This window comes from Ruegeria sp. EL01 (genome assembly GCF_900313035.1).
Classification (GTDB): Bacteria; Pseudomonadota; Alphaproteobacteria; order Rhodobacterales; family Rhodobacteraceae; genus Ruegeria.
This window is the reverse complement of sequence record NZ_OMPS01000014.1, coordinates 71,371-86,101: the sequence shown is the minus strand read 5'-3', so window position 1 is coordinate 86,101 and position 14,731 is coordinate 71,371. Positions and strand designations below refer to the sequence as shown.

The window sequence follows — 14,731 nt, the reverse complement described above, 5'->3', positions numbered from 1 at the left end:
TCTCTCCCTTAAAGCCAGTTGATGTCGTTGAAACCCCGGTCGATGTAGCCACCGAACTCGAAGGAAGATCCTTCATATCCAAAAATCGGCCATACGGCCTTTTGGTTATAAAGTCCGGTGACAAGGCCACCGCGAACTGTCTGAAAAAACGGGCTATCTTCCATGCTTCGCAGGATGTCGACGCGATCTCGTTCCCAGCCTGTGCCCAAATAGCTGTCAAATCCTCTGCCTTGGGCAGCCGCATTCAGGGCGTCTATTCCGGCTTCGATGGCGGCCGACGAGTCTTCTGTATCGTATCCCTTGACGGCAATCACATAGAACTCATCACCGACCTTGTCGTGGGGATAGATATCGCGTGCCATCTGTACGAGCGTGGCATATGTCTCGGGTTTGAGAACGGATGTTTCAACGGCCCACGCTGCGTTGGGCGCTGCAATGAATGTCGTGCCGACAACGAAGGACGCGCCTATTGCTGTCGCATTTGATAAAAGTTGACGTCGTGTCAGCCCTTTTTGGCTTTTTAAGCTCTCCATTTATTCCTCCGTTGGATGTTACTGAAAGCGCCCGGACCGTTCGAGAACTTCGATCTCGTAGCCGTCCGGGTCGGCCACAAAGAAAAAACGGCCGACAAGTTTACCATCCGGCGCAAAGGCGACAAGCTTGCGTGGAGACAGCCCTTCGCGTTCAAACCGCGCATGTTCTTCGTCAAGGTTGTCAACCGACACGGCAAAATGGCCGTAGCCATTTCCCAGCTCATAGGCTTCGGTCTGGCCCTTGTTGATGGTCAGCTCCAGCTCAAAGCCGCTTTCAGGGTTGCTGAGATAGACAAGTGTGAAATTTTCGAAATCAAGGCGATCGGAGATCTTAAGTCCGAACGCTTTGTCGTAGAATCTGACTGATCGTGCCTCGTCCAAAACACGTATCATCGAGTGTATTGCTTTCGCCAAAGCCTGCTCCCCCCCTTCTGTTCTGACAGAAGCAGTTTACAGACCAAGCTCTGTTGGGCAGGTAGTATAGGCTTACTACCCTTCAGAAATTCTTTGCAAAATACAGGCGGCTATTCAGCCGCTACAGCAGTTTGATCATCAAGGGTGGAGATTTCCATAAACTTCAAACAAGCGCAGCGCAAAAGTGATGTGAAATTAACGGGCTCCCCCCGAAGCTCCAGAACCTCAGAGTGTAGTTTCGAGATGAAAATCGGTGTCGTCATGCCATCGTTGTCTGCGATCGTATCGATAACCTGCCAAAAAGCGTTTTCGAGTCTGATACTGGTGCTTTGGCCATTGATACGAATGCGGCGTGTGGCACTTGCATAACGTTCCGGGTCTTGACCGGCAAATACTTGGCACATGCGCACTCTCCCTTTGATTTCATGGACAGTCTGCACAAATTGGCGCAACGTTGCATCCTTTTTAGCAATTGGCGCGCAAGATAGAACCTGACAGATCTGTCGTGAGTCGGTTTGATTTGTCGATTTGAAGCGTCGCAAACTTGGGCAGCAGTTGAAGAAAGCGCTTGATGCCTGCAGGTCAATCGCGAGCAGGTTTTAGCATGGTCTTCCGAACGGCTGTCACTTCCTTAAGGATATGGTTTTGTACGCTATATTCCTCTATCTGCACTACTTGGCCTCGCTGGCAATATCACCAAATTGAAGAGCAACTTTGAGCCCGATGTGGTGTTCTCCCTCGCTCAAAGCAATTTCCGCCTCATGCAAATCAGCAATGGCTTTGACCATCGCCAGCCCAATCCCGGCACCGGGGGTGCCGCGGCTAGTTTCCAGGCGATAAAGCGGTTCCAAAACCTTGGGCCGTTCCTTCGTCGGTATTCCGGGGCCATTATCACAGACACTCAGGATCCGATCCTTGACGGCAATGGTTATGGTCGCGCCCTGATCGGTATGTTTGATCGCATTTTCAATCAGATTGGCAAGCAATTGTGTCAGAAGTCCTTGATCACCACTTATCGTCGCGGGGTTATCTAGCCTGCAGACCAATACGCGCCCCTCATCCTCAGCCACGGCCTCGTAAATCTCGGCTGCGTGGTTCACCAGCGCTCCCAGATTTACGGGCTGGAACTTAGCCCGGCGTTCCCCGGTCCGCAGACGTGCGATGCGTTGGATCGAGTCAAAGACCGATATGATGCTGTCCACCTGTTCGATGGATGACAGTTCATGATCGCTCAGAGTCTCTTCAGCTTCGGCCTGATCCAGATGGACGCGTAACCTTGTCAGCGGTGTGCGCAGATCATGGGCGATGTTCGAGGAAAATTCTGACATCTGCCGCAAGGAGGTTTGCAATTTCGCGGTCGCGTCGTCAATCCGCTGGGTCAAGCGGTCCAGATCATCGACAACGACGGTCGGAGCCAGTCTGACACTCAGGTCACCGTCGGCAATCCGTTCATAGCCTTTCCCGATCCGGTCCAGCCTCGCCTGCGCTCGTAGGCCAAAGATAACGCCCACCGCCAGCGTTGGGATCGACAAAAGGATAACCGCGATTGAAATGACAGCGGACAGTTCAGTGCCCAACCCGCCAATGGTCGGGGCAAAAACCACAAGCCTTCCATCCAATGCCGGGCCAACAAATATCCGCCAGACGGGATCAAACTCACCTCCGACGAACAACTCGGTGCTCGTGTCATCATCACTCTCAAAGCCGGCAAGTTCAGCCTCGATCGCAGCAAAAAATTCGCGCTGGGTCTGTTCGGAAAACAGATCTGCATCCTGTAGGGTTTTCAAACCGTTTGTTTTAAACACATCCGCCTTCACCGATCCGCTAACAGTGCCATCTTCGTGCAAAAAGGCCCGCGACATCTCTATCGCCGAAAGTAGATCAGTCTGACCAAATCCTTCGGGCACCTGGCCCTGCGCACGCAAACTCCGGCTGATTGTTGCAAACTCCCGTCTGAGTTCGTCATCGATTTCAGTCTGAAGTTCTCGCGTTAGGTAGCGGTTCAAAAGTACACCACCGGCGCTCAGCAAAACGAGAAATGAGAGTGATAGCACAACCGCCTGACGCAACGCGCTCATTCGAAATATGCGTTTAATCACCAAAAACATATCCGGACCCCCGAATTGTCTTGATGAACTCTTTGGCGAATGGACGTTCAATTTTGTTGCGCAATCTGCTGATATGGGTCTCGACCACACTGGTCGAGGGTTCAAAGTTGATGTCCCAGACCTTGTCCAGCAACATCGCCCGAGTCTGAATACGCCCCTTTGAGCGCATCAGAACCTCGAGCAGACGAAACTCTTTCGGGTTAAGCAAAACACGTTCACCGTTGACCCTACATTTTTGCGCCAAAAGGTCGAGTTCGAGCCCGTCATGGGCCAGCTTGGTCGACGTGTCGGCGCCCTCGGAATGGCCACGTCTGCCCAGAGCAGAAACGCGCGCAAGAAGCTCGGTCATGGCGAAGGGTTTACTCAGGTAATCATCAGCGCCCGCTTCCAACCCTTCGACGCGATCTTCGACCTCGCCCAGGGCTGTTAGCAGGATCAACGGGGTCTTTATGTTGGCTCCGCGCAGAGTTTTAAGGGCGGACAACCCGTCAAGTTCCGGCGTCATACGATCAAATACCAGAACATCATAGTCACGGGTTGTTGCCGCCAAAAGCGCATCGCGACCGCTTTGCAGCCAGTCGACAACGTGACCTGCTGCGGTCAGCCCTTGCGTGGTCCATTGCCCGATGTCCTTATCGTCTTCCAGCAGCAATATTCGCATTTTATTTCCTTCCGAACCAACGCATGTGATCGCGGAACCACGTTACATGGCGATCTGTATCGCTTTAGGGTGTTCGTTCAGTTGTCGCAATGTAACCAGGCCCGCTTCATTAGATAAGCGCGCGATGCCCACGTCCCTGCATACAGCGTAGCAGGATCGCCCGCCGGGTTTCATCCAGTTTGTTATGCCCCTCCAAGGCACCGAGGCCACCGCCGACGACAGCACCCACCAACGCATCATCCGCCCGGTATCCATCTTCGCTGTCAATGGCACCGAGCACGCCTCCAATCGCCGCGCCGCCAAGCGCCGAGGACTGCACATCGCCTTCCCCATAGTTTACGGCCAGAGAGCGGCAAGCCTGCAAATCGGATTGATAGTTTTGATTTTTGGTGCCGTCGACCAGCAGGGGCTCTTCAAACGTATTTGAACAGGCGGTCAGGCCGGTGGCGGCTGCGCAGCAGATTAGGATTGTTCGCATTTCAGTATTCCTATGATGTGAGGATTTATCGGGTTTGGGCGATGGTCTGACCACCGCCCGTTTGGGGATCATGTGTGATCAGATCGCAGGGCGACCGCGGCCTGATCGGTATGATTTATTACTCTTCGGTGATCACAGGCTCACACGCCAGACCATCTTCGGTGAACATGGCATCCAACAGTTCGAGCTCGACAAAACCGCCCATCATTTCACCGAACTCGATGGCGAACTCGAACTCCTGCTCAAGAAAGGCATCCATGATTTCAGGGGACGCAGCCGTTTGCACGGAGGTGGCCAGGATGCTGCCGTCTTCGCCGCTGATGGTCAGATCGGACAGGCTGGTCTCGCTTGCCAGAGATGCGTAGTAAACTGTCTGACCGTCGAACTCGTCCAACGCGATTTCAACAATCTGACCGGTCGCATTTTCTATCGCGATCTTCGTGGCCTGCTCAAAGCTGATGGTGACGTCCAGCATGTCTGTCAGAGAAAACTCCTCAACAGGATCGCTTTCAGCAAAGGCTTCGCTGGCGACAGTTACCAGGATTGCGGCTGAAATGATCGATGCAATGAACGGGGTTGCTGCAGAAATCTTGTTAGTCATCATATTTCCTCATCTTCGGTGTGTGGCTCTTGGCCGATGAGAGCAAAATGAGGTCTCAGGTTTACAACGTCTCTGCCGCTTCCTTACATATTTGTAAGCTCTGTCAGATTGTGGGTTGATGACAGTCGTGCTGATGCCTGATGCTCGGGCTTGCTGCATTGGAATCCACGACTATGCGGGGCGCAACTGCTACTGTTTTTTGCTTGGGCGATGGCTGCTCTGTTAACTGAGGCAGCCCTGCCAGCGGGTCTTTTGCTAGGCTAGACCCAAATTGACAAACGCTCAACTTGCGGTTCCAGGTATCAAAGACAGAGGTCCCGCGTCGGTCAGAAGACAACAATTGCGACCTTCAAACAGTGCTGTCGTTAGATGCTGTCCGTAGCCCTAGCCAATGGGCGAATGGTGGCACTTTGACTATGGCAACTGGATCTGGGCCTGGTACTGCAAGCAGCCCTCCGCACTCTACGGCCCAACACTAAGACCATCTGCCTGAGAAAGGGTAGCGGGGCAAACTGACCTCGGTCTGCGCTTGTCTGTCGGATGGGCTGAGAAGGTAGAGCGGGCGAATACTATTCGTCATTGTCGCATGTTTAGGCCACCATCTGAGCCACAAACGCGGGTAGACGCGATGCCCGATACAAAAGACGAGGATCACATGAAGGTAGTTGTTCTAGGGGCTGGGGTCATAGGTGTCACGACGGCTTATTATCTGGCGAAGCAAGGCATTGATGTCACTGTTATTGATCGTCAGCGTGAAGCAGGATTGGAGACGAGTTTTGCCAATGCCGGAGAGCTGTCCTATGGCATGACCTCGCCTTGGGCCGCGCCCGGTGTTCCCCAAAAAGCGCTGAAATGGTTGTTGATGCGGCACCGTCCTTTGACGATCTGGCCTCTGCTCAGCCCGACAATGTGGTCTTGGGGTTTGAAAATGTTGAGGAATTGCAACGAGGCTCGCTACCGCACCAACAAAGGAAGGATGGTGCGGGTTTCAAATTACAGTCGAGATGCATTGACGGATTTGTGCTCGGAGCTGCCGTTGGAATTTGATCGAAGAGATTTGGGAACGCTTCAGCTTTTTCGTAAGGAAAAACAACTTGAAGCATCGGCACTAGATCAGAACGTTTTGAAAGAATTTGGTTCCCCTTTTGAAGTTCTGGACCGGGAGGCCTGCATTGCGGCAGAGCCGGGCCTGGCCCATGTGGTTGAGAAATTCGTCGGGGGGCTCCGTTTGACCGCTGATCGGACCGGGGACTGCCGTAAATTCACCAGCCAGCTTTCGCGTGAAGCAGAAAAATTGGGAGTGACGTTCCACTACAACGAGACCATACGAAGCCTGGTTGTCGAAAACGGAAAAATCGCGAGTATCGAGACTGACAGAGACCGGGAAACCGGTGACCAGTTTGTCTGCTGCCTCGGGCCATACTCGGCCATTCTACTTAAGAAGATAGGAATTCGGCTCCCGATTTACCCGGTCAAAGGGTATTTGATTACCTTGCCGGTTACGGATTCGGATGCAGCCCCGCAATCAACATTGATGGATGAAACTTACAAAGTTGCCATTACCCGCCTTGGAGACCGCATTCGCGTCGCCGGGCAGGCCGAGATCATTGGCTACAACCACCGCCTCGGTAAACATGCAACCGATGCTGTACGCCATGTCGTCACCGATCTTTTCCCCAAAGGGGGCGATGTGTCGAAGGCAGAAGACTGGACGGGGCTTCGCCCAATGACACCTGATGGAACGCCTGTGCTCGGCAAAACTCGATTCAAAAATTTGTTTCTAAATACTGGACACGGCACACTTGGGTGGACAATGGCCTGCGGCTCGGGACGAGCCGTCGCGGATTTGGTATCTGGCAGGGCACCCGAAATATCTTTTGAAGGCTTAGAGGCAAGTAGATTTAGCTGATCGCCTCCGATCGGTAGTGCTATTTAATGCGGCTGCTTTGCGGGTGAAGCGCTTGACGGCGCGGACTGCCGCATCGATCAATGCAAGATTGAAACAGTTGGTCAGTTCCCATCCCGCCGTGCTGCTAATCTTGAGGCCGGCTTGCGAATTTTTCGACTGCCTGGCCGCCAAGGCGACCAATAACGCGTGATGTTCAGATTGGTGCGTCAGCTTTTACGGCTGTACAAGCTCTGCTCACGCGTCGATACGCATCATAGCTATAGGCACTTCGGAGACGCCAACAATGACAGTAGTTTATACACGCAGCGAGATTGAAGCGGTTCTGCCAGAGGTGGATGTCGTCGAGGAAATTGCGCGAGGATTTGTCGCCTTCTCGCGCGGAGATGTCGAGGTGCCTCCTGTCGGGGAACTGCTGTTTCCGGAGTGCGCGGGTGAACTGCACATTAAATACGGCTCTATCCGAGGCGACGATGTCTGTGTCATCAAGGTAGCCACCGGGTTTTATAACAACCCGAAAATCGGACTGCCGCCCTTTGGCGGTTGTATGATTGCCGTCAGTCAGAAGACTGGGCTGATCGACTCCGTTCTTTTGGAAGAGGGCGAGCTGACCAATCACCGCACGGCCGCCGCCGGAGCGGTCGTTGCCAGAACGCTGGCACCCGCGACCCCGCGAACAATCGGGATCGTCGGCTGTGGCACTCAGGCACGGCTTCAGGCGGATTATCTGCGGCGCGTCACGGATTGTCGGGACCTGACAATCTGGGCCCGCGAGGGTGCTCAGATAGAGCGGGCGGTTTCCGATGTCATGGCGATGGGCTATCAGGTGACGGTCTCGCAAACACTCGACGAACTGTGCGATCGCTCTCGGCTGATCGTCACCACCACGCCATCCGAACAGCCCTTGCTGAAGGCGCCCATGATCCGCCCGGGCACTCATATCACTGCCATCGGGGCCGACACGCCAGAGAAGACCGAGATTGCTCCCGAGATTCTCGCGCTTGCGGATGTTGTGATCGCGGACAGCCTGACACAGTGTGAATTGCGTGGCGAGATCTGGCAGGCGCTCCGCGCCGGTGTGCTGCACAAGGGCAAAGCCGTCGAGCTGGGCAATGTCATCTCTGGTCAGTCTAGCGGGCGGGAAAACGAGGACCAGATCACGGTTGCCGATCTGACAGGTGTTGCAGTTCAGGATATCGCTATTGCCAAAGCTGTTTTGCGCCAGTTAGCGTCCGGGTGACATTTCTTGATTGCGCTGGGTATTTCGATCGGGTTGGGCGCAGTCTTTTTGGAGCTGGTCAACTTGAAACAAATTCATATGGCTGCCTTTGTGATCTATGCGGGGCGGGCGATAGCAAACATGCCCGCAACCTTGGCATCAACCCCGGAACTTCGCGACATGTACGGACAACCCCTTCGCGGAGTCGATATGTGACACCGTTTGGCCCGCGGGGCCAGTGAACGGCTCTGGCATGTTGCACGCTCACGTTGAAGCGCGAATTCTGGGATGTCTTTGTTCCAATCGGCTCTGGAATTCCATCAGGTTGCTTTTGAAGACATCGACCGACGATCCGTGTCGCATCAGACGGCGTAGCGGCTGACCCGTTCGATAGGCGGCGTCACATTGATCATTCTGGATGCTTTCCGAAACATCATGAGGTCGCACTCCCGATGATCGAGTTCCGCCTGCTATGCGATGCGTTCAAGTCTGTCTGACAGGCTATGGCCGTCGAAGAAATGCGTGCACGGGTGGTGGTGATTACTCCATCGAAACCCAAAGCACCTGAGCGTCTTCAGCACTGGTCGAGATACAACCGTGCCCCATGCCGCTGTCGTAATAGAGCGAGTCACCGGCTTTCATCGGCAATGGCCGGTAGTGTTCTGAGATGAAAATCAGTTCGCCACTGAGAACATACATGAACTCTTCACCTGAATGTCGGACCCAGTTTTCAAATTCTGACACATCGCGGGCGTTGATCGTCGCGATGTAGGGTAGCATCCGTTTGCTGGTCAACTCAGAGCATAGCAGTTCGTGCAAATAAGTTGCCGTTTGCCTGATTTCCCCCTCACCTTTCGCGGTAAAATCCCTGCGGCCCGAAATGCCTGATTGACCCGATTGCAGAAACAGCTGCGGTGTGTTCATGTCCAACGCCTGCGTCAGGCGGCGGACAATGTCAAAGCTGGGGCGCGTCTGATTGTTCTCGATTTTCGAAAGTGTTGATCGGCCAATCTCCGCCGCGCGGCCGGCTTCTTCCAGGGTCCAGCCCTTTGCGCGGCGCGCATCGCGGATGGAACGACCCAAGGCTGCCCCATCATCCTGTTCTTCTGGTCCGGAAACGTCGACGCGTATGTCTTCGGTCATAGAGATCTCCTTGTTTTCCCTAGGATAACAGATTCCCCTATAGGGACGATACTTCACGAATAAGAGATTTGTGTTGCTATAAGGGAATAAAATCCACTATAGGAAACAAAATTTCGTACTGAGGATTCGGTGCTGGAGGAGAGGACCATGTTCAAAACGTCGCTGACCAAAGCAGATCCGGTTATTGCCGCGTCGATTTCGCGTGAAGGAGCGCGTCAGGCCGAGCAGATCGAATTAATCGCATCCGAAAACATCGTTTCACGGGCCGTGATCGATGCTCAGGGGTCCGTTCTGACCAATAAATATGCCGAAGGGTATCCGGGGCGCCGCTACTATGGCGGCTGCGAATTCGTCGACGAGGTCGAGGTCGAGGCCATCGACCGGTTAAAGCAGATCTTTGGCTGCGGCTACGCCAACGTGCAACCGCATTCGGGCGCACAGGCCAACGGCGCGGTCAAGCTGGCTCTGCTTAGCCCGGGCGACACCATTCTTGGAATGTCGCTGGATGCAGGTGGGCACCTGACCCATGGCGCAAAGCCTGCGCAGTCCGGCAAATGGTTTCGCCCCGTGCAATACGGCCTGACCGATGCGGGGCTTATCGACTACGATCAGGTCGAAGACCTAGCAAAGGCCGAAAAACCCAAGCTGATCATCGCAGGCGCATCTGCCTATTCCCGCAAGATCGACTTTGTCCGTTTCCGTGAAATCGCCGATCAGGTTGGCGCCTGGTTGCTGGCGGATATGGCCCATATCGCGGGTTTGGTGGCCACGGGTCTGCATCCCTCTCCGGTTGGCCATGCCCATGTGGTGACATCCACCACCCATAAGACTCTGCGGGGCCCACGCGGTGGGATCATCCTGACAAACGACGAAGCGCTGGCGAAAAAGATCAATTCAGCCGTGTTTCCGGGCCTTCAGGGCGGGCCGCTGATGCATGTGATCGCGGGCAAAGCCGTGGCGTTCGGCGAGGTGCTGCAGCCGGAATTCAAAGGCTACATGCAGCGTGTTGTCGACAGTGCAGATGCGTTGGCCAATGTGATGATGTCGCGCGGATGTGACATCGTATCGGGCGGGACTGACAACCATCTGATGTTGGTGGATCTGCGACCCATCGGGGTCAAAGGCAATGCCGCCGAAGCCGCACTGGAACGCGCCGGGTTCACCTGTAACAAGAACAGCGTGCCCGGTGACCCGGAAAAACCGACAGTTACAAGTGGTGTTCGCCTGGGAACTGCTGCGGGATGCAGCCGGGGCTTTGGGCCCGAAGAATTCAAGCAAATCGGTCATCTGATCGGCAATGTACTGGATGCGCTGGCACATTCTTCGGATGGCGATGAGGTGGTCGAAAAAGAAACCCGCCAGCAAGTGCGCGCCCTCTGCGCCAATCACCCGATTTACTGAGGGAAACCCCATGAGCACTTACGATCTTATCGTCATTGGTGGCGGTCCGGGCGGATATGTCGCTGCAATCCGTGCGGCGCAGCTGGGCCTGAAAGTGGCTTGCGTCGAAGGGCGCGGTGCACTCGGTGGGACCTGTCTGAATGTCGGGTGTATCCCCTCCAAAGCGTTGCTGACCTCCTCGGCCAAATATGCCGAACTTTCGCATCTCTCCTCCCACGGCATTGCTGTGGAAGGGGCCAGTATCGACGTCGGCGCGATGATGGCGCACAAGGACAAGATTGTCAGTGATCTGACCAAGGGTATTGCGTTTCTGTTCAACAAGAACGGGGTCGACATGATCGAAGGTTGGGCAAGCATCCCGGCTGCAGGTCAGGTCAAGGTTGGCGACGCGATCCATGAAGCCAAAAGCATTCTGATCGCCACCGGATCCGAGCCGACACCGCTGAACGGGGTCGAGATTGACGAACAGGACATCCTCAGCTCGACCGGCGCGATTGCGCAGGACCAGGTGCCAGAGCATCTGGTCGTGATCGGTGCTGGCGTAATCGGTCTGGAATTGGGGCAGGTCTGGGCGCGATTGGGCGCCAAAGTTACCGTTGTTGAATATCTGGATCGTGTGCTGCCGGGCATCGATGGTGAGATCGCCAAACTGGCGCAGCGGGCACTGTCCAAACGCGGTCTGAAGTTTCAGCTGGGCCGGGCTCTGAAATCTGTCGACAAAACCGATTCTGGTTTGACCCTGACGATGGACCGCGTCGGCAAGGACAAGGAAGAGGTGATCGGGGCTGACAAGGTCCTGATCGCAGTTGGCCGCCGTCCTGTCACACGCGGGCTTGGTCTGGGAGAACTGGGCGTTGCGGTAAATGCACGCGGCTTCATCGAAGTCGATGGCACATTCCAAACCTCGGTGTCGGGCGTTTACGCCATTGGGGATTGCATACCCGGGCCGATGCTGGCGCATAAAGCCGAAGAAGACGGCGTTGCCTGTGTCGAGATGTTGGCAGGCGAGGCCGGGCATGTGGATTACAACACCGTGCCGGGTGTCGTTTACACCGACCCCGAGGTGGCCTCGGTCGGGCTGACCGAAGAGGCGCTGAAAGACGCAGGGACAGACTATGCCGTCGGCAAGTTCGCCTTCATGGCCAACTCGCGCGCCCGCTCGACCGGTGACACGGATGGCGCAGTGAAGGTTCTGGCCGACGTGAATGGTAAAATCCTGGGCGCGCATATCTGCGGCGCACATGGTGGCGATCTGATCGCCGAGCTGGTTCTGGCAATGACCAAGGGCGCAACAGTGGCCGAGGTCGCCTCGACCTGCCACGCACACCCGGCTATGGGCGAGGCGGTCAAAGAGGCCTGTCTTGACGCCATGGACCGCGCGATCCACGCGTAAAGGAGAACAGCCAGATGACCATCCAGCTCCGTCCCCGCCACCCGGAAAAAGCCAAGAAGGCTGACAGCACTATTCCGCGCAAACCCAAGTGGATTCGCAAGAAAAAGATCGAGGGGCCTGAGTATTATGAAACCCGTCGCCTGATGCGGGATCATAATCTGACGACGGTTTGCGAAGAGGCTGCCTGCCCGAACATCGGCGAGTGCTGGTCCAAGCGGCATGCGACCATGATGATCATGGGTGAGATCTGCACCCGGGGATGTTCGTTCTGCAACGTAACCACCGGCCGCCCTGATGCGCTGGATGGCTTTGAACCCGGTCGCGTTGCGGCTGCGGTGAAGAAACTGGAACTGCGCCACGTCGTCATAACTTCGGTAGATCGCGATGATCTGGCAGACGGTGGTGCCCAGCACATCGCGCAAACTATTCGCGCCGTGCGCCATCAGAACCCCGGCACAACGGTCGAGGTTCTGACGCCGGACTTTCTGGGTAAGGGTGAGGCGGCTGACATCGTGTTCGACGCCGCACCGGATGTGTTCAACCACAATCTGGAAACCGTGCCGCATCTCTATCCGACCGTTCGCCCCGGTGCGCGATATTACAGCTCGCTACGGTTGCTGGATGACGCCAAACGGGCCAACCCCGAAATCTTCACCAAATCCGGCCTGATGGTCGGTCTGGGTGAAACCCTGAACGATGTACGTCAGGTGATGGATGATCTGCGCGCCGCGCAGGTCGATTTTCTGACCGTCGGCCAATACTTGCAACCGACGCCGAAACACCATCCAATCGACCGTTTCTGGTCGCCCGAAGAATTTGCCCAACTGGAACAGATCGCGCGTTCCAAGGGCTTCCTACACGTGTCAGCAACCCCGCTGACCCGTTCGTCGTTCCACGCGGACGAAGATTTTGCCGCCCTTAAGCAAGCCCGCCAGCGGGCCATCGCCAACCGGGCATAATTCAAACGCAAATGGGAGGGATACCATGGAAGCGTTAACTAACTTTGTAGGGGATATAAATGGCATCGTATGGGGGGTGCCAATGTTGGTCCTCATACTGGGTGCTGGCTTTTTCTTGCAGGTCGGGCTGAAGTTCATGCCGATTCTGCGCGTCGGCACCGGCTTTAAGCTGCTGTTCGCGGGTCGTGAAAGCCAAGGTGACGGCCAGATCAGCCCGTTCAACGCGCTGATGACATCGCTGTCAGCAACCATCGGTACCGGCAACATTGCCGGTGTGGCCACTGCTGTTTTCTTGGGCGGTCCGGGTGCATTGTTCTGGATGTGGATGACCGCTCTGGTGGGCATGGCTACAAAATACGCCGAAGCTGTTCTGGCGGTAAAATACCGCGAGCAGGACGAGCTGGGCAACTATGTTGGCGGCCCGATGTACTACATCAAGAACGGTCTTGGCGCAAAATGGGCCTGGCTGGGTGCCGCGTTTGCACTGTTCGGTGCTGTTGCAGCCTTCGGCATCGGCAACGGAGTGCAAGCCAACGGTGTGGCGCAGGTTCTGGAATCGAATTTTGGCCTGAACACTTCGGTCACCGGCGTCGTTCTGATGGTTCTGACCGCAGCCGTGATCCTGGGTGGCATCACCCGCATCGGTGCGGTTGCAGGTAAGCTGGTTCCGTTCATGGCGGTTGCCTACATCCTCGCCGGTCTGCTGGTTCTGCTGATCAACATTGGCGAAATCGGCAACGCCCTGTCGCTGGTCTTTACTCACGCCTTCACCCCGTCCGCCGCCGAAGGTGGTTTTGCGGGCGCGGCCGTCTGGGCTGCTATTCGCTTTGGTGTGGCCCGTGGTGTGTTCTCGAACGAGGCCGGTTTGGGTTCCGCCCCAATCGCGCATGCCGCAGCCGAGACCAAAGGTCCGGTCAACCAAGGCCTGATCGCGATGCTGGGAACCTTTATTGACACCATCATCGTCTGCTCGATCACTGGTCTCGCGATCATCTCATCGGGTGCCTGGACCTCGGGTGAATCCGGCGCGGCGCTGACCTCGGCAGCGTTCGAACTGTCGCTGCCGGGTATCGGTGGCTACCTGATCGCTATCGCTCTGTCGATCTTTGCCTTCACCACCATTCTGGGCTGGTCGTTCTATGGCGAGAAATGCGTTGAGTTCCTGCTGGGCGTCAAGTCTCTGATCCCTTACCGCGTCCTGTGGATCGTCATGATCTACTTTGGCGCAACCGCGGATCTCGGCTTCATCTGGCTGCTGGCGGATACGTTGAACGCGATGATGGCGCTTCCGAACCTGATCGCTCTGGTCTTGCTAAGCCCGATCGTCTTCAAACTGACGAAAGAGTTCTTTGCCAGTGGTGGTCAGTCCGAAGAGCCGGACAACACACCTGCCGAATAAATCGGCATGAAAACACCGGGGGGGCCATTCCGGCCCTCCTATCCCCGAAACAGAGTTCCAATTCTTGAGGAGATGCGCGATGGCTACGAGAATCCTGCTTCCGATTGACCATACCGATGACCGTTCATGGAAAAAGGCTCTGCCTGTCGCCCTTGAACAAGCGAAATTCTATGGCGCGGAGCTGCATGCAGTTTCCGTCATCCCCGAGATCATCCAGCTGCCCAACCTGCCTGCCAACTATGGCGCTGGGGCGAAAGATCACGTCTGTCAGGCCGTTCAGGCCGTTCTAGAAAACGGCAACGCCGCGAACGTTCCCGTGCATATCGAAGAAGGCAGCGTTTACCGCGAGATTCTGAAGCTGGCTCATAAGGACGGCTTTGACATGATCGTCATGGCCTCGGCCAAGGGCGACTTCCCGAACTATGAAATCGGCCCGAATCTGGCGCGTGTGGTGCGAAATGCACATTGCACTGTCGTGGTCGTCCGCGACTGATACCAACTGCAAAAAGAGGATTA

15 protein-coding genes are annotated in these 14,731 nt (G+C 55.7%); 7 read left to right on the top strand and 8 right to left on the bottom strand.

Translation table 11 applies throughout. The annotated features are described in order from the left end of the window. Positions 1-8 precede the first annotated feature (8 nt). The 7 genes from D9K61_RS07985 to D9K61_RS07955 form a co-directional block, all read right to left on the bottom strand. Positions 9-533, bottom strand: a complete 525-nt coding sequence (locus D9K61_RS07985; RefSeq protein WP_120632724.1) for a twin-arginine translocation signal domain-containing protein — start codon at positions 531-533, stop codon at positions 9-11. An 18-nt stretch (positions 534-551) separates the two neighbouring features. Next, positions 552-947 (bottom strand): VOC family protein, encoded by a 396-nt coding sequence (locus D9K61_RS07980; protein WP_120632723.1) that lies wholly within the window; start codon positions 945-947, stop codon positions 552-554. A gap of 110 nt (positions 948-1,057) precedes the next feature. After that, positions 1,058-1,351, bottom strand: a complete 294-nt coding sequence (locus D9K61_RS07975) for a ribbon-helix-helix domain-containing protein (RefSeq protein WP_120632722.1) — start codon at positions 1,349-1,351, stop codon at positions 1,058-1,060. A 267-nt stretch (positions 1,352-1,618) separates the two neighbouring features. Continuing rightward, positions 1,619-3,055 carry a HAMP domain-containing sensor histidine kinase gene (locus tag D9K61_RS07970; RefSeq protein ID WP_254055718.1) on the bottom strand — a complete coding sequence of 479 codons (1,437 nt, stop codon included), beginning with the start codon at positions 3,053-3,055 and terminating at the stop codon, positions 1,619-1,621. Continuing rightward, positions 3,039-3,716, bottom strand: a complete 678-nt coding sequence (locus D9K61_RS07965) for a response regulator transcription factor (protein ID WP_120632720.1) — start codon at positions 3,714-3,716, stop codon at positions 3,039-3,041. The genes D9K61_RS07970 and D9K61_RS07965 overlap by 17 nt, the downstream gene beginning before the upstream one ends. A 109-nt stretch (positions 3,717-3,825) precedes the next feature. Next, on the bottom strand, positions 3,826-4,194 hold the full coding sequence (locus D9K61_RS07960) for a glycine zipper family protein (protein WP_120632719.1): 369 nt from the start codon (positions 4,192-4,194) through the stop codon (positions 3,826-3,828). 118 nt (positions 4,195-4,312) lie between these two features. Then, complete coding sequence (locus D9K61_RS07955) at positions 4,313-4,795, bottom strand: PepSY domain-containing protein (protein WP_162946803.1); 483 nt, start codon at positions 4,793-4,795, stop codon at positions 4,313-4,315. Positions 4,796-5,381: 586 nt separating this feature from the next. On the opposite strand from D9K61_RS07955, the gene D9K61_RS07950 reads away from it, so the two are divergent. Next, entirely contained in the window at positions 5,382-6,704 is a 1,323-nt protein-coding gene (locus D9K61_RS07950) for a D-amino acid dehydrogenase (RefSeq protein ID WP_371688462.1), read from the top strand. A gap of 283 nt (positions 6,705-6,987) precedes the next feature. Further along, on the top strand, positions 6,988-7,941 hold the full coding sequence (locus D9K61_RS07945; RefSeq protein WP_120632717.1) for an ornithine cyclodeaminase family protein: 954 nt from the start codon (positions 6,988-6,990) through the stop codon (positions 7,939-7,941). A gap of 519 nt (positions 7,942-8,460) precedes the next feature. Here D9K61_RS07945 and D9K61_RS07935 read toward each other — a convergent pair. Continuing rightward, positions 8,461-9,063 carry a helix-turn-helix domain-containing protein gene (locus tag D9K61_RS07935; RefSeq protein WP_120632715.1) on the bottom strand — a complete coding sequence of 201 codons (603 nt, stop codon included), beginning with the start codon at positions 9,061-9,063 and terminating at the stop codon, positions 8,461-8,463. Positions 9,064-9,210: 147 nt separating this feature from the next. On the opposite strand from D9K61_RS07935, the gene glyA reads away from it, so the two are divergent. The 5 genes from glyA (at position 9,211) to D9K61_RS07910 (ending at position 14,708) form a co-directional block, all read left to right on the top strand. Continuing rightward, on the top strand, positions 9,211-10,464 hold the full coding sequence (gene glyA / locus D9K61_RS07930) for a serine hydroxymethyltransferase (RefSeq protein WP_120632714.1): 1,254 nt from the start codon (positions 9,211-9,213) through the stop codon (positions 10,462-10,464). A 10-nt stretch (positions 10,465-10,474) separates the two neighbouring features. After that, complete coding sequence (gene lpdA, locus D9K61_RS07925) at positions 10,475-11,857, top strand: dihydrolipoyl dehydrogenase (protein ID WP_120632713.1); 1,383 nt, start codon at positions 10,475-10,477, stop codon at positions 11,855-11,857. 14 nt (positions 11,858-11,871) lie between these two features. Beyond that, the gene (lipA, locus tag D9K61_RS07920) at positions 11,872-12,816 is read left to right on the top strand and encodes a lipoyl synthase (RefSeq protein ID WP_120632712.1); all 945 of its coding nucleotides are present in this window, start codon (positions 11,872-11,874) and stop codon (positions 12,814-12,816) included. Between the two features lie 25 nt (positions 12,817-12,841). Continuing rightward, entirely contained in the window at positions 12,842-14,215 is a 1,374-nt protein-coding gene (locus tag D9K61_RS07915; RefSeq protein ID WP_120632711.1) for a sodium:alanine symporter family protein, read from the top strand. Positions 14,216-14,294: 79 nt separating this feature from the next. Beyond that, positions 14,295-14,708, top strand: a complete 414-nt coding sequence (locus D9K61_RS07910) for a universal stress protein (RefSeq protein ID WP_120632710.1) — start codon at positions 14,295-14,297, stop codon at positions 14,706-14,708. Positions 14,709-14,731 lie beyond the last annotated feature (23 nt).

Bases quoted from the DNA above. Each gene is read 5' to 3' on its own strand.
- D9K61_RS07985 (WP_120632724.1), bottom strand. From the start codon at position 533: ATGGAGAGCTTAAAAAGCCAAAAAGGGCTGACACGACGTCAACTTTTA.
- D9K61_RS07975 (WP_120632722.1), bottom strand. From the start codon at position 1,351: ATGTGCCAAGTATTTGCCGGTCAAGACCCGGAACGTTATGCAAGTGCC.
- D9K61_RS07970 (WP_254055718.1), bottom strand. From the start codon at position 3,055: ATGTTTTTGGTGATTAAACGCATATTTCGAATGAGCGCGTTGCGTCAG.
- D9K61_RS07965 (WP_120632720.1), bottom strand. From the start codon at position 3,716: ATGCGAATATTGCTGCTGGAAGACGATAAGGACATCGGGCAATGGACC.
- D9K61_RS07960 (WP_120632719.1), bottom strand. From the start codon at position 4,194: ATGCGAACAATCCTAATCTGCTGCGCAGCCGCCACCGGCCTGACCGCC.
- D9K61_RS07955 (WP_162946803.1), bottom strand. From the start codon at position 4,795: ATGACTAACAAGATTTCTGCAGCAACCCCGTTCATTGCATCGATCATT.
- D9K61_RS07950 (WP_371688462.1), top strand. From the start codon at position 5,382: ATGTTTAGGCCACCATCTGAGCCACAAACGCGGGTAGACGCGATGCCC.
- D9K61_RS07945 (WP_120632717.1), top strand. From the start codon at position 6,988: ATGACAGTAGTTTATACACGCAGCGAGATTGAAGCGGTTCTGCCAGAG.
- D9K61_RS07935 (WP_120632715.1), bottom strand. From the start codon at position 9,063: ATGACCGAAGACATACGCGTCGACGTTTCCGGACCAGAAGAACAGGAT.
- glyA (WP_120632714.1), top strand. From the start codon at position 9,211: ATGTTCAAAACGTCGCTGACCAAAGCAGATCCGGTTATTGCCGCGTCG.
- lpdA (WP_120632713.1), top strand. From the start codon at position 10,475: ATGAGCACTTACGATCTTATCGTCATTGGTGGCGGTCCGGGCGGATAT.
- lipA (WP_120632712.1), top strand. From the start codon at position 11,872: ATGACCATCCAGCTCCGTCCCCGCCACCCGGAAAAAGCCAAGAAGGCT.
- D9K61_RS07915 (WP_120632711.1), top strand. From the start codon at position 12,842: ATGGAAGCGTTAACTAACTTTGTAGGGGATATAAATGGCATCGTATGG.
- D9K61_RS07910 (WP_120632710.1), top strand. From the start codon at position 14,295: ATGGCTACGAGAATCCTGCTTCCGATTGACCATACCGATGACCGTTCA.